This window comes from Pseudocoprococcus catus (assembly GCF_019734885.1).
GTDB lineage: Bacteria > Bacillota > Clostridia > Lachnospirales > Lachnospiraceae > Coprococcus_A > Coprococcus_A catus.
Genome location: NZ_JAAXCM010000029.1, coordinates 89,502 through 108,960, shown reverse-complemented (window position 1 = coordinate 108,960; position 19,459 = coordinate 89,502). Strand labels below are relative to the sequence as shown.

Genomic DNA, 19,459 nt, shown 5'->3' with positions numbered 1-19,459 from the left:
TGCTATACTATAAGCAAATCTGTTTGGTAGAAAGGATGTGCGGACAACATGAATAAGTTTGAAGAATATTTAAGCATGGCCAAGATTTCTGATTTTATTCACCGTAAGGAACTGGAAGAAGAGAAGAAGAAAACAGTTTGCCTCGTATTTGCAATTATTGCAGGCATTGCAGCAATCGCAGCAATTGCTTTCGGCATCTACAAGTATTTATCCCGCGAGGATGATGTAGATGATTTTGAAGACGACTTTGAAGATGATTTTGATGATGACTTCGAGGATGAGGAAGACGATTTTGTAAAGGAAGATGAAGCTGCACCTGCTAAAGCTGCAGATAAGGAATAGTTTTATCTGAGTAGTTACAGGAATTTGTATAATTAAACAGACAGGAAAGCTGTTACAGATGAATGCTGATTTGTAACAGCTTTTTTGGGTAAAGAAAGCATTTTGCCAAACAAGATATGATTTACGAGAAGTTTTTAGAAACAGATAGGAGACGAAGATGAAAAAAGGACAGATGTGTGAAGGCATCATTGAATATATCGATTTTCCGAATAAAGGGCGTGTGAAAGTTGAAGATCAGTATGTGACAGTGAAAAATGGTATTCCCGGACAGAAGATCCGTTTTGTCATTAATAAAAAGCGTAAAGACCGCTGTGAAGGCAGATTACTGGAAGTACTGGAGAAATCTCCATTAGAAACCATTGAACCGGTCTGTCATGAATTTCCTGCCTGCGGCGGCTGCATGTATCAGACCATGAGCTATGATGAACAGCTGAAGATGAAGGCCGGCCAGGTGAAGAAGCTTCTGGACACAGCCATTAGTTCAGCTGGCCAGGTAGATGCGGAAGGAAAGCCGGATTATGTTTTTGAGGGCATTACAGGCAGTCCAAAACAGTGGGCATACCGCAATAAAATGGAATTTTCTTTTGGAGATGACCATTTGGATGGGCCGCTGACATTGGGACTGCACAAGAAAGCCAGTACGTATGACATCCTGACAGTGGATGACTGCAAGATTGTCCATGACGATTTTACAGCTGTTTTGAAAACCGTGTTGGATTATTTCACCGAGCATCCGATGCCGTATTATAAGAAAATGAAACATACAGGTTATCTCCGACACCTTCTGGTGCGTCGTTCCGAGACAACCGGAGAGATGCTGGTACATCTGGTGACAACCAGTCAGGAAGAATGTGATCTGACAGAACTGACACAGCGTCTTTTGGCTCTTCAGCTTGAAGGCAGGATTGTGGGAATCATGCATATCATCAACGATACACTGGCGGATGTGGTTCAGAGCGATGAGACACGCATTCTTTACGGGCAGGATTATTTTTATGAGCATATTCTTGGACTAAAATTCAAGATTTCCACATTTTCATTCTTCCAGACAAATACACTGGGGGCCGAATTGCTCTACGATATTGCCCGTTCTTATATCGGCGATACAAAAGATATGACTGTTTTTGACCTTTACAGCGGAACAGGTACCATCGCCCAGATTTTGGCAGCAGTGGCAAAGAAAGTTGTTGGTGTGGAAATTGTGGAAGAAGCTGTCGAGGCAGCCAAAGTCAATGCCGGACTGAACCAGTTGGACAACTGTAAATTCATTGCCGGTGACGTTTTGAAAGTGCTGGATACCATTGAAGATAAGCCGGATTATATCGTCCTTGATCCGCCAAGAGATGGCATCCATCCAAAGGCATTGGACAAGATCATTGATTACCAGGTGCCGAATATGGTGTATATTTCCTGTAAGCCGACCAGCCTGGCCAGAGACTTGGGCGTACTGATCGAGCGAGGATATAAAGTGAAAAAGACACATTGTGTTGATATGTTCCCGGGCACGGTTCATTGTGAAACAGTCTGCCTTCTGTCGAAAAAAGCCCAATAAATCAAAGGATTTCGTCATTTTGGGAATAAAATAGATGTGTGTTTCTGTTTCCGTAGAGTGATGATATAATCGGAGATTCACCCCAGGGGATAGGCTTTGGAGAACGGGAAATATACATTTTGGCGAAAGGATACTTTTTCGCAAAAGAGAAGGAAGATGACGATATGAGAAGAAGAAAAGAAGAGTATAAGCAAAATAATTTCAATGGAAATGTGAATTTTACAGGAAAAACTCAAATTGCAGCAGGAGATATTATCAATAATATCTCGGAAGAGAAGCAAAGGACGGCAAATTATGATCCAGAACCAAAATGGCGTAGTCCATTTACTTTAGCTGTTTTAACATGGATTAGCACTATTATTGCAATTGTAGGAATATTTCCGTTTGCCAAAATAGTAAAAAGTATAGTTTGCTTTTTTAGAGGGATGAATGGAAATACAATAAGTTTAGATATGCAGAAATATTCTATTATTTTTATAATATTTGTATTTTTATTTTTAATCTTTTTTACACTTAGAAGAATTGCTAAAAAGCAAACGAGACATCCTTTGTTTTTCAATTTTGCAATTAGTGGTTATGGGAATAGATTGACCATAGAGAAAATACATATTGAAGGATGCCCTCAATGTGGGGGCAAAATGAAATATTATAATAAACCAGTGGAATGGAAAGAAATTCTTCGTAGTGATGGAAGCACGAAACGTGAAGTGACAAAAAGAATACCTGTGTTAGAATGTAGGCGAAATGCAGAACATTGGTATGCAGTTGATCCTGCCGAGGACAGGGTAAAGTAGTAACATTAAAAGGAATTTTCAAATGGTTAAGGTATTTACCCCACCCTTAAGTTAATAGTGTCACTTTCGCTATGCAGTATAAAAGCAAAGTTCAGGGGAATATTGAAACCGTTTGTCTGCTTTCAAAGAAACCTTGATTTTCTGCGGTTTATGGGATATTAAGAAAGAAAAATGGATGTGTGTTTTCCGGTCTTTTGAAAGAAACATTTGAATATTGAAACAGTGGGGTGGTTTGAAACTTACTGAATAATAGGCTTTTGCTAAAAGGTATCACTTTTGCGAAAATGTGTGATACCTTCTGGCAGGAGCCTTTTTATATAAAGATAACTTGACTTATAAATCTTACTGGTGTAATATTTACACAAGTGTAGCGGGTTTCAAAAATATTTTTTTTGGTGCGAAATCTTACACGCGTAATAAATAAAAAGGAGGGATGCAGAGTAGGTCAGAGCAAAAAGAGAAATTTTTTTGCTTCAAGATCTTACGAATGTAATATTTTGAGGATATAGCGTACATTGAAAATAGAATATGACCATTTCGACTATCGTCTCAATGGAGATACTCGTCAAATGGCATTTCATGCAAGCATGAATGCCACTTGATTTGTTATTTACCATATCAGCAAAGCAAAATGAATGGAGGTCAATATGAAGAAAGGAAAAAGCAGAAACAAGCGAAAGAAAACAAGAAGCAGGCTCCTATGGATTGCGATTGCTGTTATAGGAATAGCTGCGGTAATTTCTGCAGTATGCGTGGCAGGAATGTTGGCAACAAAGGAAAATGCCTGGAGGACACCGGAAGAACTTCTGGTGGAGTACATGGATCATATTCCAAAACAGGAGTATGAAGAAATGTATGCGATGCTACATATTGAGGCATCGGGGAATGTCAGTCAGGAGGATTTTGTAACTCGAAATTCAGCTATTTATGAAGGTATAGAAGTCCAGAATATGGCTGTTCAGATTATTGCATATGATGAGGAGCAAATGGCGGTAACCTACCAGACTTCTTTTGATACAGTTGCAGGAACTATCGGCTTTGAGAATGAAGCACTCTTCCTAAAGGGCGAAGATGGATATAAGTTGGTTTGGGATGATTCCATGATTTTTCCGAATCTGACTTCTACAGATAAAGTAAGAGTTTCCACTACACAGGCAGTAAGAGGAGAAATTCTGGATAGGAACGGACGTGTCCTTGCAGGAAAAGGTATAGCTTCTTCGGTTGGAATCGTTCCAGGCAAGTTGGAAAACAGAGAGGAAGCAATCGCACAGATTGCAGAACTGTTGGAAACAACTCTGGAAGCGATAGAAAAGAAGCTGTCGGCACAGTGGGTAAAGGATGATTCCTTTGTGCCGATAAAAACCGTTCCGAGGGTTGAAGAAATCGAGTTGATGAAGATTGAACCGGACGAAGAGGTGCTGAAAGAAAAGGAAAGACATGAAAAGTTGCTGGAAATTCCCGGAGTGATGATATCTGATGTTGAAGTGCGTGAATACCCATTAGGGGAAGCTGCTGCACATTTAGTCGGGTATGTTCAAAGCGTTACTGCGGAAGATTTAGAGGAACATGCAGGAGAAGGCTATACAGCCAATAGTGTAATCGGCAGAAGCGGAATGGAGGGCTTGTTTGAGAGTGAGTTGAAAGGACAGAACGGTTGCAGAATTTGCATTGTAAACTCGGAAGGCAAAGAGAAGGAGGAACTTGCTTGGATGCTGGTGCAACATGGGCAGGACATCCAGCTTACGATAGATGCTGATTTGCAGGTTTTCTTGTATGAACAGTTTAAGGAAGATAAAAGCTGCTCGGTAGCCATGAATCCTTATACCGGAGAAGTATTGGCTTTGGTCAGCACACCGTCATATGACAATAACGATTTTATTATGGGATTGTCCAGTGAACAGTGGACTGCGCTTAACGAGGATGAGAATAAGCCAATGTATAATCGGTTCCGGCAAGTGTGGTGTCCGGGGTCTACATTCAAGCCAATTACCGCTGTGGTCGGCTTGGAATCAGGGGCAATCGATCCAATGGAAGATTACGGGAACGTAGGCTTAAGCTGGCAAAAGGATGCATCGTGGAGTTCTTATCATGTAACAACACTCCATGCATATGAACCAGTCATTTTAGAGAATGCATTGATTTATTCCGATAATATTTATTTCGCAAAGGCAGCATTAAAGATTGGCTCAGAAGAAATGGAGAGTTCTTTGGCTGGACTTGGTTTTAATGAGGAACTGCCATTTGAGATTAAGCTGGCAGAGTCACAGTATTCCAATACAGAGGGAATTGAAACGGAAATACAGTTAGCAGACAGCGGTTACGGACAAGGACAGGTTTTAGTGAACCCGTTACATATGGCTTGTATCTATTCTGCTTTCTGTAATGAGGGAAATGTCATAAAGCCGTATTTGGTATATCAGAACGAAGCAATAGCCGAGTATTGGATTCCGGGTGCCTTTTCTAATGAGACAGCAAGCCGTGTATTGGAAGGAACAAAGAAGGTTGTGAATGATTCTAATGGAACTGGATATGCAGCCCATCGGGATGACATTCTTTTAGCAGGAAAAACAGGTACGGCAGAAATCAAGGCATCGAAGGAGGATACTTCGGGTACGGAATTAGGATGGTTTGCAATTTTTACAGCAGAAGATACGGTAGAACATCCTATATTGATTATTAGCATGGTAGAAGATGTGAAAGGAAGAGGAGGAAGTGGATATGTTGTTAAGAAAGACAAGCTGGTTCTGGAAGAGTGGTTTGACAGCAATTAGCTTTGTATTAATACTTAGTATTTCGGGGTGCAGTGATGCACCTCCGGAAGAAAATACAGTTTTGGAAACGGTAATAGATGTTCAGGATATTCAGGAAGAATCGGAGGAGGATGCAGATGAAATTATAAGCGTCTGCATTGATCTTTATGAGAAAACAGAAGAAGAAAATAAATTAGCGGATTTGGAAACAATCCGTAGTATTGTAAATCGTCTTGGAGAAAATGGTTATTCGGCAGTTGACAGTAAAAACCAGATTGATATGACTGAGCCGGAGCAGGTGACCAACTTCTGCGAAATGGTAGATGAGAAGGAAGAGGCAGAAATATCCATTATTGAGGTCGGTTATTTGCCGGGTTTTGTAAAATACGATTTGCAGACAAAAGATGGAAATGTAGATGTGGTCAGAAGCCATTACAAGTACGAAAACGGAAATATACAAAGAAATACAACAGGAAGTTATCAGGCAGAATACTGGAACTATACAGAAGAAGGATATCTGATGTTTTCTGGAAGTTGGTATTCAGAAGAACTATATATTCTTGCATTAAGCGGAGTGGAAGAGGATACTGCATTGCGGGTGCAGCCGTTGGATGAGACATGTAGGATGCTGACTCGGAAGTATCTCACACCAATCGGCTTTGAACAGAATAATATGTTCATTGTAGATTGGAGCGAGGATGATTTTGGGGATTTGAATTTCTATGATATGTATGAGCTTCTTTATCCAAAAGTAAATGGGACATACATCCCATATGTTGCAGATGGCAATTTGGGAGTTGGTGCTGTTTATCGAATTCCCAAGGATGACTTTGAAAGCGTCATCATGGCATATTTCAATATTGATAGTGAAACATTACAGTCCAAAACCATCTATTATGCAGAGAATGAAACCTATGAATATAAGCCGAGAGGATTTGAGGAAGTAGAGTATCCGGAATACCCATATTCTGAGGTGGTTGGATTCACGGAGAACAGCGATGGAACAATTACACTTACAGCTAATGTAGTATTTCCGCATTCGGGAAATTCAAAGGTATATGCCCATGAGGTTGTGGTCCGTCCTTTGGAGGACGGTGGGGTACAATATGTTTCCAACCGAATTATACCTTCCGAGGATAATAGTGAGGAAACATGGCATACACCACGTTTGACAGCGGAGGAATGGGAAGAAATATATGGAGGTGAATGATGGAAGATGTGAAATGGTTGCTTAAAAAGTGTGGACTACCATTTTTGATATTGTTGTTTGCTGTTATAGCCGGGGTGATCTGTTGGGGAAAACTGCATACAGAGGAACGAAAAGTGGCGGAAGAAGTATGGGAGTCACCTGTAGAAATCGAAAACAGTGAAGCAACAACAGAAGCAGATGCGGAAACTTCTACAGAGTCAGCATATTGGTTCATTCCACAATCCAGTGATTGCCTTATTTCAGATGAGGAAAAGGAGCAGTTACCTTTATTTATCGGAAAGGTAAGCTGCAGACTTATTATATAGGAGTTCGTTGGAAGGAAGATGGAGTGCCTGAAATACAGGGAACTTCGGTAAGTAATGTGGCTGAAATCAAACTTACTGAAAAAGGGTATTTTATCTATGCATATGAATATGTGATTGCACATGCACGTTTGAGACAGTATTGGAGAATAGAACCGCTTCCGGAAGACTGCCGGAAATTGCCGGAAAAATACATATCGGGACTAAGCTATGTGAATTACAACGTGCTTGTCACAAACTGGGACAGTAATAATGTGGAGGACATGCTGATGCCTTGTATGTATGAAGATATTTATCGGATTTATACAGGCGAAAATTTAAAAACGGAAGATTGGAAAATTTCGGCAGAGGAATTTGAAAAGATTATGACCACCTATTTTCCTGTATCGGTGGATCAGTTGAGAGAGCATTGTGGATATGATGAGGGCAGCAACAGTTATGAATATGAAATGATTTATGCCAGCCCATATCCGCCCTTTGGAGAGGTGGTTGATTATACAGAAAATGCGGATGGAACAATTACGCTTATCGTTGATGGAGTATGGCCGGATTATAATTCCAATCTCGCTTTTAGAAACACGGTTGTGGTCCAACCATTTGAAGATGGAACGTTCAGGTATCTTTCTAATTCCATAGAGCAAATAGAATTGGGACTGCCGCCAATAGCAAGAACGAAAGGATGATTTTAATGGTATTAAGGGAAAAAAGTATTCTACTGATTATGGTATTTCTGATTGGGTGTTTCGTGTGTGCCTGCGGAAAAGAAAAGAGAGTTGTGGGTGAAACTCTTGTGGAAGATACGGATGAAGTATCTTCCACGGAGGAAGCAAAGAGCGGTGAGGAAGAAGCTGCAGAACAGTGGGAAAAGGGCTATGGACTTCCTGTGGATGAACAGGAAGAAAAAGAAGCTGAGAGTGATTGTAAAAAAATGATGGAACTTATTTTTGACATTTATAATGGGGCAGATAAAGGGACAGCATCTAATGTGGTTCTGAATGATGAAACAGTTCTGGAAATGCAGAAAAAGTTAATGGAAACAGGGTGTCCGGTTTCCACTTTGGTAACATATTCCAATATGGAAAATTATGAAAGTGTGGATCGGTTTCTTGAAGAGTGTACGGATGGGAAAAGTGGTTCTGTTGTAATTTACGAGATACAGGATGATGGCGGCATAGGGAGAATGAAATTTATTTTTGACGGAACAGAGATGTATGTTGTAAGCGCAAGGGGTATATGGAATGACAATAACAAGCCGGGAATGTCCTATATTTCCTATACCAGAATCAAAGAATGGAAGTACACGGAGAAAGGGTGGTTCGGTTATGAGTTATGCGTGCCGGAGCCGCCGGAAGTCAGTGAAATCATGGACGGAAGCTGTCTGATCAGAATAAAGCCAATGACGGAGGAACAGCGTGAAATGTCTGAGCGCCTCGTCCTGGGACTTGGATATCAGGGACAGAACATTTTGTGTTCCAACTGGAATGCGGAAAATATGAGTGACTTGGATTATAACGGAATGTTTGAATACCTGTATGGAATGAAATATGGCAAAAAGTTTAATTCTGAAGATTATCCAAATGGCATTCCGAAAGAAGAATTCGAGAGTCTGATTATGGAGTATCTTCCTGTAACAGCAGAGCAGATACGGGAGTATGCAGCCTTTGATGAGGAAAAGCAAACCTATTATTGGGAAAGGCTTGGTTGCTTTAATTATGCGCCAACGTTCTTCGGGACTTCCTTGCCGGAGGTTGTCGGTATCAAAGAAAATGATGATGGGACAGTAACATTAACGGTAGAGGCGGTGTGCGATATGGTTATTTGTAATGATGCGGTTATAACCCATGAACTGACTGTAAGGTTTGCGGAGGATGGCAGTTTTCAGTATTTAGGAAATGAAATATTGAATGATGGTATTACGAGTATACCGAATTACAAATACCGTATTCGTAAAGAGTAAGTTAAGAAAGAATGATTTGATAATAGTGGTGTTTTATGGTAATCTTACAGGTGTAAGAAAAGAAAGAGGGGAGAGGATGAAAAAACTGGAAATAGTTAGGATTTTAGCGGCAGCCATATTGATAGGCGGAGTTATATCCATTCCACTCATAAATAACCACACTGCCTACAAAGTGGAAAAAGCATTATGTGAAATTCCGCTACCAGAGGAAACAGAATTGATAGAGTCGTTGTCACAGGCTGGGAAGCTGACGGGTAACGGAAATGGGATGCAATATTTCGGAGCAATCCTAATTAGGAGTGAATTGTCTTTGGAAGAATTGGAAACTTATTATTCAGATTACAGAAGCAACGAGTGGGAATATTTAGTGGAAATTCAGGAAGGGCAGTCCATTGAGGTGATTGAACATAAGGCACTACAATTTTCGGAAGAAATAGAGGACGGCGGTTATTACATTGTATATTCATGGGGAAGTGGAAATTCTCTATTGAAAGAACTGGATATGCGTGGACATTAAAATAATGGAGGACAGGTGTATAATGAAACAAAGAACATTAGTAACACTTCTGATAATTGAGACTGTTATATTGGCATTCGTGCTGCTTGGAAAGGGTACATGTGGATACGAAAACACTCAAAATGCGGGGGACGATAGTACAAATATTTCATGGAACGTTTCAGGACAAACAGAAATTTTTAGAGAAGAATCACCAGATGGCAAATACACTTTGAAGATTGATGAAATAGGTACACCAGATTTCTCATTTGGAAATAGTCACCTTGAGATAACGTTATTTGAAATGCTTCCAGAAGATGAAAGACCAGGATTATATTATCGTGCTTCTTTTAAGGCGGATGTTGCGAATGATGGTGCAAGAGGAGAATATGAAATAGAGTGGTTGGATGATGGTGTTCAAATCATTTTATCAGGCGAAGAACAGCCTACGGCTTACTATATCCTGCCTTATAAAACATTAGAAGAAAATTAGCAAAATCAAGAATCGGGTAAAGGTCTGTTGCATGCTTGACCATTACCCGATTTTTTTATTTCCATATATTCATGTCAGACAAGATAGACATGGTTATTTCAGTTGCGTTGCCTCCGGTAGCATCGCTGTCTGCATCAATGTTGGTAGCAAAAAAGTATGTATTATCTGCAGTTTCGATATAGCCTATAAACCATCCGTTCACATCCTGGCCATCCACACGTCCGGTTCCAGTCTTTCCGTAGAATGTTCCGCCATCGGAAGAGGAAAGGCAAATGGCATCTTTTACTGCATTGATGTTTTCAGGGGCAAAGTCGAAGCGGTTGTTCTGTAGTTTGATTAACAGTTCGACCTGCTCTACGGGGGAAATCTCCAAGGAAGATTCCATCCAATAGGTGGAGAAATCGCCGCTCATGTTTTCATTTCCATATCCGATTTTCTTGATATAATCGTAAACGGAAGCAGTACCAAGTTGTTCATCTACTGATTGGAAGTACCAGTTCACAGATGAAGCCATAGCAGACTGCAAGGTCTGATCAGCGTTCCATGCTTCAAATGGATAACTTTCTCCGTTCCATGCAATAAAGGAATCTTCCGGTGTAATGACATTTTCCTCTAAGCCGAATAAGGCATCATATATTTTGTATGTAGAATCTGGTGCAACACGCAAGGTTGCATGATCCATGTTGTGTATGCTCCAGGAGTCATTTTCTAAATCGTACAAAACAAAGCTGCCTTCGTATTCTCCAAAGTAGGAAGAAAAGTCAACATAGGAAATATTCTCAGAAGAAGTTTTCCATTGATAATGGCTGACCTCTGCTGCGTATGTAGATAAAATCGGAGCGAGACCAAGAAGCAGGACAGCGGTCAGCATGAATGCAGTCATGCCCTTTAGCCTTTTCATAAATGTTGGTTTCTCATATGAGGCAATATTGATGATTCTTCGTTTCATCTGTTTCATGTTTCCACCAAGGCCAGCAGCAAATGGAAAAGGAGTAAGCGATACTTTTTCCGCAAAGTTAATGAGAGTATTCCCATAATCCTCGTAAGCATCCTCTTCAAGCATTTTCAAAACGGAAGTGTCACAGGCCACCTCTCTGTCATTACGCATTTCTTTCAGAGCGTACCAAACAAGAGGATTGAACCAATATACCACTCCAGCAAGGTTCATCAGATAACTGGCAATAGCATCATGGTGCTTGTAATGCTGCAGTTCATGTAACAGCATATACCGCATATCGGATTCGTTATAATCAGAGATCAGATGAATCGGAAGATAAATACACGGTTTCAAAAGTCCAACAATAATCGGGGATTTCAAAAATGCGGTACTGTAGACAGGAATATCTCTGTGAATCCCCATCTCTTCTAAGCAGTGATGATACAGTTTGCGGACTTCCCTGTTCTGAAGGGGAAGTGCAGATTTCTCCAACGAGTGTAAACGGAGAGAGGATTTGATTACCAATATTATCATGGCGAGAATACCGACAATCCATATCCCTAATAGTATGTATCCTGCGATGGATGGTGTTTCGCTATTTACAGAAAGTGCGAAATCATTCATCCAGTCTGTATTTCCGACCGGATGAATTCCCACAGCTTCTCCCATAGCGGTTGCAGTGCCGGAAGCAGGGGAGCTTCTTAAGCTACCAAGCCACGAGAAGATTTGTGGAAATCCGATGAGACGGAACGGTATAAAGGGAACTGCCAGCAACCCAAGGAGCAGGAACCACAGATTATACTGCATCCGGCTGGACAGGTTGTTTTTGAATATCCGCTTGGCTATCAAAAGAATTCCGATGATACCGCTGATAAATACATTGCATATTAAAAAGCGTATCATAAAATCAGCCACGTTAATTTCCTCCTTTTTTTGACCTCTTGGAAAGAAGGGAACGTAGGGTGTCTATTTCTGTTTCAGACAGTCTGTCATTTTCTATATAGGCAGACAGCATGGCAGTGATATCCCCGTCATAGTATCGTTCCAGAAAAGAGTTGCTTTCCTGGCCGATGTATTCGCTTTCTTTCACGACTGGGGTATAAACAAACACTCGGCTCTGTTTTTCATAAGTCAGAGCGCCTTTGGTCACGAGACGTTTGATTAAAGTCTGTATCGTCTTAGGACTCCAGCTTGTGGTCTGTAATAATTTATCTGTTATTTCATTTGTACTGATCGGCGCATGTTTCCATACGATTTTCATAACTTCAAATTCAGCTTCAGAAATCTGTGGTAAATCACTCATTTCAAATCCCTCCTTAAATCTTACAGCTGTAATAAATATATTATAGACGTTATTTATGTGGTTGTCAATTTCAGAAAAAAGATATTGACTTGAAATCTTACTTGTGTAATAATTGAAATATTACAAGGGTAAGATTTAGAAAAGGCAACAAAAAGAAAAGAACCAGAATCACAACGGATTAGCTGGTTCCTTTACTCGTTTGAATTACCTCTTTTATGTATGGTAGAGCAGTTAGGGAAAAATCTACGAAATAATATTGCACATGGACTAAGTGATATTAAAGCGTTTAGAAAGAATAATTGTTTGATGGTAGTTTACTTGTTTTGGTTAATTACAGCTATCAAATGGGTATTTCCATCAGAAAGCGTAGATGAGTAGTTTGTAAGTGGGGTAAAAGGTATCCCCCTAAGTGGGGTATGAACCTTTTCGCAAAAGGTGATAGTTTCGCTATTTAATATAAGAAGTAACTTTCACCGCATGTGGAGACGGTTTGTCTCCTCTCTAAGAAATGCCTAGTTTAAGCGGGTTTGAGGGCTATTTTTAAGGAAACATATCATAGAAATTTAAAGAATAAAAATGTGCATGAAAAAATAAATTGAATATATGCACAAGGGTGAAGTACCTTTTAGCGAGAAAATACATCTGCTTGCTAAAAGGTATTTTTTTGATTTTGAGTTCGCGAATAGGTAACTGGTTGTACGCCGAAAGTTATGTAGGGTTAGATTGATTTTCGGCGTCTTGACGCTTATAATAGAAATTAGGGTAAAATGTCGTATTTTATAACTTTATTGAAGTAAGAAAATATGGAGTTTATGACTCTTAAAGAAGCAGTAGAAAAGTGGAACCTATCAGTTAGAAGAGTGCAGACAATCTGCAATATACAAGAATGCAGTCTTTGAAAAAAGCTTTGACTAATGATTATGCGAATGAAAGAATTGAAAAAACTTTATTAGAACCAGGGTGGTTTATTCTTGATGATAGACAGTTGGGCTTATATAAGAAGTTGTATCAGATAATTTGTGTGGATAATAAATATTGGTACAGTACGTATTCGGGTATATATTCGGATGATTTGGTGGCATTTATAGCTTTGTTACAGTTTATGTCTCAATTCGAAAATGCAGAAGCTTTAAGAAATGAAAATTATGATATTTTACCGGAACACTTTAATACATTTGCTTGTCAAGCATTACAAGAAAGATATGCTGTTGTGGGAAATAAGTTGCCAATAGAGTTTGTTCAAAATGCTGGGGATGATTTTTTTCTTAATCAGCGAGGTGCAAAGGTATTTTATGATGAATCAAGACAACCACTATTGCCTATAACAAAAGGTAAGAATGTGTACAAAGTTTTATCGATTGGATTTGGTAATACAGGTACTCCTATGGTTACTATCGAAAATGGTAGGGAGACGGTGTGTTATAAACTTCCGTTTGAATATTCAGAGTGGGCGATGACTGTGGTGGGATGTGTAAATATGGGAGAAAAACTTGTTCCTGGAGAAGTGCTCTTCTCGTTGGAAAATGGGAAATATTATGCAGATATTCTATAAATAATAGATGACAAAGTAAGAAAAACTTGGAGGATACTATGAAACAGGCGATTGTAAATTTTTGCAAGTCAACGGATACGGGATTGTTCTTGCTGGATATGCCGACTGGCTTTGGGAAAACATATAGTGTACTGGATTTTATGGTCGACAATTATGATGCGCCTGAATTCAAGGATAAGAAGATTTTCTTTGTTACAACCCTTAAGAAAAATTTGCCGGATAAGGAGTTACGTGAGCATTTTACAAAGCGCGGTAAAGCAGATGATTATGATAAATATTGTTTGCGAATAGAAGCTAATGCGGATATGGTTGTGGAAAAATTGGACAAGTTATATCGTGCCAGAAAAATTCCAGCAGCAATCACTATGAAACAAGAATTTAAGGATTTACATGGTTCGGTAAAATTATTAAACGAATACAGAGATAAAAAGCGTGAATTAAAAGGAACCAGTAGGGATATTATTAATGTTTTATGCAAGAGCGCGGAGGATGCAATTCGCAAGCAGCAGGAAGGTGCTTTTCGTCGAGTGATAGAAAATGAGCTGAAGCAGTTTAGGACACCAAAGGAAAAGTTAAAGAATATCGCTAATAATCCAGAATATCATTGGATAGGAGAATTGTATCCGGCGGTATATACGAGAGAGAAGCGAATATTTTTTATGTCAATGGATAAGTTTTTCTTGGGAAACACTACTATTATTGAACCTACATACAGCTTTTACAATAATGATATTACAAAAAATGCAATTATTTTTATAGATGAGTTTGATGCAACAAGAGACAGATTACTTAATCAGATTATAACAAGAGGCTTAGAAAATCATATTGATTATTTAGGTCTGTTTCATCGTGTGTATGCCTCTTTGAAGACTAGAGACTTTCCGGCAGAGCTTACTACTGCATCGAAGTTACAAAAAGCTTATCTTGACGAACACAAAAACGCGAAAAATCCTATGGAAATTATTGAAGGATTTGGTGGTGTGTTTGATGAAACATATGACCGTTTTGCTATGCAATATAGCTTCAAAACAGAAGAAGATGGTAAGGGCGATAGAAGTCGTAATTTTATTTTTAATGACTTACAGTTTCATTCGGTATTTGAGGGAGAAAATGCTTTTATTGATATAGATACCGATATGAAGGCAAAACAGAACTGGTTGCGTTTTACAAAAAGAAGACCAACAGATAAAGATGGTGGCGTATTAAGTTTGCTTGCCAGTGTTAAGGGTTGCTTGACTTATTTTCAGAATGGAGCTAGAAATCTTTCGTTTAATTATAAGCATCATAAGGATGAGGATAAAAGGCCGGGTGACGATGATTATACGCTTGAAAATGCAATTGAGTCAGTGCTGACAGAGTTTCATTTATCAAGAGAACAGATAAGGTATTTGAAGCCTATCATAATGGGAGGCCAGGTAAAGTCGAAGAAAGATAAAAAAGACAGCAATGGAAAAATGTCGTTAAAGTATTTTGACCGTTCTGTCTATGATAGAGGATTTCGCTATTATGATTTTATAGATGATCCTAATCACAGTATGCGTTCGGAGATTCAGTTATTTGATTTTCAGAATTCGCCAGAACGTATTTTGCTTCACTTATCTGAAAAGGCTCAAATTGTAGGTATTTCAGCTACCGCAACACTTGATACGGTTGTTGACAATTATGACTTAGAATATCTTCAAAGGATGTTGCAGGATAAATTTTATGTGATGCCAGAAGCAGATAGGTGTAGATTGCAGGAATCATTTCAAACTTTTGTTGCAAACTATGATAAAGTAAATATTCATGTGGAGCCAGTTTCTTATAATGCGGATGATAGAGTTGAATTATCAGAGATATTTAACGGAAATGAAGCACTTATAAAGAAGTATGCGGAAAAATTATCAATATCATTTGAGCGCGTTGAATATGCAAAGAATAACTTTATTCGTGTTGTAAAGGTAATGAAGGCATTTATCTTAAATAATTCGGTTAAATCCTTATTGTGTCTTAATAATAAATTGCCACAGGAGAATAAGGGGCTTTTTGATATTAAATTATTAGAGGAATTTGTAGACGCTATTATTAAGCTTTATGGTATCAAGGGATTAAAAGGTAAAGACCTGTTATACAGTATAAATAGTGAAGATTATGAGGCTAAGCGTGCGGAGTTTATACAGAGATTGTCAAAGGGAGAAAAACTCTTTGTCATATCTTCCTATAATACAGTTGGTGCGGGACAAAATTTGCAATATAAAGCACCGGGGAATGATACTATCGTGGCAGTTAATGATTACGATAGAGGAGATATGGAAAAAGACTTTGACTGCATATATCTTGAGAAGCCGACAAATCTTCTGGTGAATGTGGATAGCAAAAAGGGGATTGAAGCTGAGGATTTAATTCGTTTTGTATATCAGATGGAATTCTTGATGGAAAGAGGAGAAGTTTCTCGTAAAGATGGTATTGCGGTAATCAAAGATGCTTTTATATGTTTCAGCGGTGGATATACTTTTTCAGGAAAAAAGGGAGAACCATATAAAACAGATTCCGTAAATAACTTTGCGATTCGAACATTAATACAGGCGGTAGGAAGAATATGTAGAACCGGTCTTAAGAATCCGGATATATATATTTATGTGGATAATACCATTTTAACAGATTACGATTTGTCTGTTGTGGAGCAACGAATGTTGAATCCTGAATTTGCAGAATTAGTTAAAGTGGGTAAATCATATTATAATGGTCAGGCAAATGAAAATCTGGATATTGCCGTAATGGAAAATCGTGCCGGAACATTAGCACTGAAGGCAATGCAGATTATAAATGAGCTTAAGCGCAATTGGACGGATGATAGCATAGACTATTGGAAAGCATTGCGTGAGCTATGTCTTATGAGGCCTACACTATGCAGAAAAAACGTAGAACAGAATTCGCAATATCAACTTGTATATATGTGTGCGCCGGGAGAAATTACAGCATATTCTTATGAGCAAGAAGGAGACTATAATAAAAATATAAATATCAAGTTTGACGGTAGTCTTCCACAAAAGATGTCAGAGGATGAGGTGCATTTGAAAGAGATTATGCAAATCCCAGGAGTGAAAGCATTGTTTGAAAAGCATGGATATGCAACGAGCTTTGTTCCTAATGAGTTTATATTGACGCCACCTATGTTTAATAATATTTATAAAGGTGCCTTAGGCGAAGTTGTTGGTAAATTTATTTTAGAACAATATGCAGGAGTAACATTACAGGAAATGCCGCAGGAGTATTTTGAATTATTTGATTATACACTAGGAAATGGCGTGTATATAGATTTCAAGTTATGGAAAGAAACCATGTTAATATCTGCGGAAGAAGAAAAGAAAAACGTCCTGGAAAAGTTAGATAAGTGTGGAGGAAAGAGAGCAGTAATAATTAATATTATGCTTGATCACAATATGCAAATTACGTCTAGTGATAATGGAAGAATTATTGAGATACCATACTTATACCGGTTAGATAGAAAAGAAATAGGAACTGAAATTATAGCAAAAATAAATCGGGAGGGATATTTGCAATGAGCGTAAAGAAACTTTATTCGAATGAACTCCTGGCTTCGTTTGAATATTCTAACATTGACAAAGATTATGATTTTTATTATGTTACAACATCGGACAAATACATAAAAGGTGGAGCTACTTTTCTGGATATTGATGATATAAAGGTATCAGCTTTGCAATTTGAAAGTGGAAAGAGTTTTTGGGTTATGTTTCCTAAAAATGCGATTTCCAGAGCTGAGTTTGTACGTTTGTTGAATGCAAAAGAAGATGGAGATAGCTTGTCTATAAAATCTATGACAAGTAGCAGTATACCGGAACATTTGTTGACACAATTGTTTTTGAATGCGTTAACGAGTCCGGTTGATGAAATGATATCTTTTAATAATCTGTCAGGGAAATTATTATGTTTTCGACCTGCATGGCTGAATAAGGATAAGGAGAATTTTATTTGGGGTATGCAGTGCCTTGAGGTGAAAGTCGGAGATGATATGTGTGTGAATTTGGTAGCACATAGGATGACAGCACTGGCACTTAAAAAGAAAATGAAATTTGAGAAAAGAAAGCTACAGGATTATCCGCAATATGAGTTCAGTTATAACAATAATACCTTAAAAAGAGTATCTAATGAAAATAAAGACCGTAGAGAAAACTTTATTATTAAACCCGTAGATGGTGAACGGGGTAGCATTACATTCTTTGACTTTACGGATTATGAAACGTTTTCATGTACCAAGCTGGGTGTTTTATATGATATTTTGAATGCCTTACATGATGAATTTAGCAAGTATATTCGTGTTAAATTTAAACAATATAGTATTGACGAAGTTTTGGAATATAAGCGTGCGTCATTGGAGTTATATAAGGATATTGTTAAAAAGGAAGTTTTGAATTCTGGAATTAATATAGTGGATGCTGTACATTCTGAAACTTCTGAAGATTATTTGCAGGATGTAGCGGATGGTATTAATAAAATTATTCCAGAGGCAAAATGCAGCGTTGGTAAAAGATTATCAAAGAAGAAGCTTAACGTACGATATATACATGATAAATCCTTCTATTCAGATTCGGAAGTGGACCCGCATCAAGAAAACATGGAGGATTATGTTGTTCAGCATATTACAGTAGAGAATTTTAAACACCAATCATCAGCGGAAGTTTATAATATTCTGAAAGAGCTTGTAATTAAGAAGGACATTGCAACTGGTAAAATTACATTGGTGGATTGGAGTCAATACGGATATAAAGCAGACTGGTTATTTGGTGTAGTTGCAGACGGTACATATTACTTCATGACCATTCATCCGAACGGTTCATTTAAAATCGAAGCATTGAAACGAAATCTTTTTACCATGACAGAGTATGATAAATACATGGATTATTTCGGTTTGAATGAAGAGAATAAAAATGATTATAGAGGTGTTATAGGTTTAGTAAAAGATGCAGAGGGTAATATTAATCTTATAAAGGATACCAATATGTATTCTATGCCTGATTATGCTACAATGGGTGACGTTCTTAAGAATGTAGCTTGTGAAGGAAGGTTCCCAGGAAAAGACGTGGTAACTTGGCTTCGTGCAGTAATGAATACAACAGATAAAATAAAAGTACAGGCAGAAATGGATATAGTTATCCCGCATATCGATGTGAATGCAGAATACACGAAAGTCGATGTAATGGGATTATTCAAAGGAATTACTACAAAGAAAGAAGTTGTGCGCTATGTTTTTGAGAATACCGGTATTATGCTATATGCCTACTTGCGCGGAGAAGAAGAGAGACGCGAGTATCTTTCCGGAAATATAGACATTAATTATTTTGATTATGATGATACGCATGCAAAATATTCAGTTGGTGAAATTGGTAATGGAATGAAATACACAATTGAGAGAGCCAGCGTAGTGCGTGAGATACAGGCGGTTGATGGAAGTAAATTGATTTTTAAAAAATTATTGCCACTTATGGGCGTAGAGTTTGTAAGGTATGGAATGTTAACTGTTGTTCCGTTTCCGTTTAAGTATTTAAGGGAATATATTGTGAAAAAAGAAAAGAGCGTTTAAACAAGGAAGGTCACTAGCGTAGTGCTAGCGGCCTTCTTCTTTTTTGCGTTGTGTACAGTCTCTGGATTTTTTTCGTTTTCGTGCAGCTTGACATTCGTCCTTGCTACAATATTTCCTATTATGGGACCTAGGGATATAATCGCCACAGTGTAAGCAGCGGGTTAATTTTTTTATGGCGTAATCATTGTCT

At 38.3% G+C, this 19,459-nt stretch carries 16 protein-coding genes; 14 read left to right on the top strand and 2 right to left on the bottom strand.

The features are described 5' to 3' along the window. Positions 1–48: 48 nt before the first annotated feature. From HED67_RS07690 to HED67_RS07650, 10 genes are all read left to right on the top strand, one after another. Positions 49–342 (top strand): DUF4366 domain-containing protein, encoded by a 294-nt coding sequence (locus HED67_RS07690; protein ID WP_178440208.1) that lies wholly within the window; start codon positions 49–51, stop codon positions 340–342. Between the two features lie 157 nt (positions 343–499). After that, positions 500–1,894 (top strand): 23S rRNA (uracil(1939)-C(5))-methyltransferase RlmD, encoded by a 1,395-nt coding sequence (rlmD, locus tag HED67_RS07685; RefSeq protein ID WP_221717954.1) that lies wholly within the window; start codon positions 500–502, stop codon positions 1,892–1,894. A gap of 164 nt (positions 1,895–2,058) precedes the next feature. Then, complete coding sequence (locus HED67_RS07680; protein ID WP_221717953.1) at positions 2,059–2,688, top strand: hypothetical protein; 630 nt, start codon at positions 2,059–2,061, stop codon at positions 2,686–2,688. Between the two features lie 647 nt (positions 2,689–3,335). After that, complete coding sequence (locus HED67_RS07675) at positions 3,336–5,459, top strand: penicillin-binding transpeptidase domain-containing protein (RefSeq protein WP_221717952.1); 2,124 nt, start codon at positions 3,336–3,338, stop codon at positions 5,457–5,459. Beyond that, entirely contained in the window at positions 5,407–6,648 is a 1,242-nt protein-coding gene (locus HED67_RS07670; protein ID WP_221717951.1) for a DUF6070 family protein, read from the top strand. The genes HED67_RS07675 and HED67_RS07670 overlap by 53 nt, the downstream gene beginning before the upstream one ends. Then, positions 6,648–6,953: a hypothetical protein gene (locus HED67_RS17715; protein ID WP_246612150.1), complete on the top strand. Its 306-nt coding sequence runs from the start codon at positions 6,648–6,650 to the stop codon at positions 6,951–6,953. Before HED67_RS07670 ends, HED67_RS17715 begins: the two co-directional genes overlap by 1 nt. Beyond that, the gene (locus tag HED67_RS07665) at positions 6,917–7,633 is read left to right on the top strand and encodes a DUF6070 family protein (RefSeq protein WP_330656564.1); all 717 of its coding nucleotides are present in this window, start codon (positions 6,917–6,919) and stop codon (positions 7,631–7,633) included. The genes HED67_RS17715 and HED67_RS07665 overlap by 37 nt, the downstream gene beginning before the upstream one ends. A gap of 5 nt (positions 7,634–7,638) precedes the next feature. Beyond that, positions 7,639–8,907 (top strand): DUF6070 family protein, encoded by a 1,269-nt coding sequence (locus HED67_RS07660; protein WP_221717950.1) that lies wholly within the window; start codon positions 7,639–7,641, stop codon positions 8,905–8,907. A gap of 76 nt (positions 8,908–8,983) precedes the next feature. Next, positions 8,984–9,424, top strand: coding sequence for a hypothetical protein (locus HED67_RS07655; protein WP_117528462.1), 441 nt, complete (start codon positions 8,984–8,986; stop codon positions 9,422–9,424). A gap of 22 nt (positions 9,425–9,446) precedes the next feature. Next, the gene (locus tag HED67_RS07650; protein ID WP_221717949.1) at positions 9,447–9,896 is read left to right on the top strand and encodes a hypothetical protein; all 450 of its coding nucleotides are present in this window, start codon (positions 9,447–9,449) and stop codon (positions 9,894–9,896) included. Positions 9,897–9,951: 55 nt separating this feature from the next. On the opposite strand, the gene HED67_RS07645 is transcribed toward HED67_RS07650, so the two are convergent. Both HED67_RS07645 and HED67_RS07640 read right to left on the bottom strand, forming a co-directional pair. Continuing rightward, positions 9,952–11,748, bottom strand: a complete 1,797-nt coding sequence (locus HED67_RS07645; protein ID WP_221717948.1) for a BlaR1 family beta-lactam sensor/signal transducer — start codon at positions 11,746–11,748, stop codon at positions 9,952–9,954. Between the two features lies 1 nt (position 11,749). Then, the gene (locus tag HED67_RS07640; protein WP_107001152.1) at positions 11,750–12,136 is read right to left on the bottom strand and encodes a BlaI/MecI/CopY family transcriptional regulator; all 387 of its coding nucleotides are present in this window, start codon (positions 12,134–12,136) and stop codon (positions 11,750–11,752) included. A gap of 219 nt (positions 12,137–12,355) precedes the next feature. Here HED67_RS07640 and HED67_RS17645 point away from each other — a divergent pair, with 219 nt between their 5' ends. The 4 genes from HED67_RS17645 to HED67_RS07620 all read left to right on the top strand — a co-directional run bounded on the left by HED67_RS17645 (position 12,356) and on the right by HED67_RS07620 (position 19,269). Beyond that, positions 12,356–12,514: a DUF4209 domain-containing protein gene (locus HED67_RS17645; protein WP_221717947.1), complete on the top strand. Its 159-nt coding sequence runs from the start codon at positions 12,356–12,358 to the stop codon at positions 12,512–12,514. A 517-nt stretch (positions 12,515–13,031) separates the two neighbouring features. Next, a complete protein-coding gene (locus HED67_RS07630; RefSeq protein WP_221717946.1) occupies positions 13,032–13,688 on the top strand; it encodes a hypothetical protein in 657 nt (218 codons plus the stop codon). Positions 13,689–13,726: 38 nt separating this feature from the next. Continuing rightward, complete coding sequence (locus tag HED67_RS07625; protein WP_221717945.1) at positions 13,727–17,233, top strand: hypothetical protein; 3,507 nt, start codon at positions 13,727–13,729, stop codon at positions 17,231–17,233. After that, positions 17,230–19,269, top strand: a complete 2,040-nt coding sequence (locus HED67_RS07620) for a hypothetical protein (protein ID WP_221717944.1) — start codon at positions 17,230–17,232, stop codon at positions 19,267–19,269. The genes HED67_RS07625 and HED67_RS07620 overlap by 4 nt, the downstream gene beginning before the upstream one ends. The last annotated feature ends 190 nt before the right edge of the window (positions 19,270–19,459 follow it).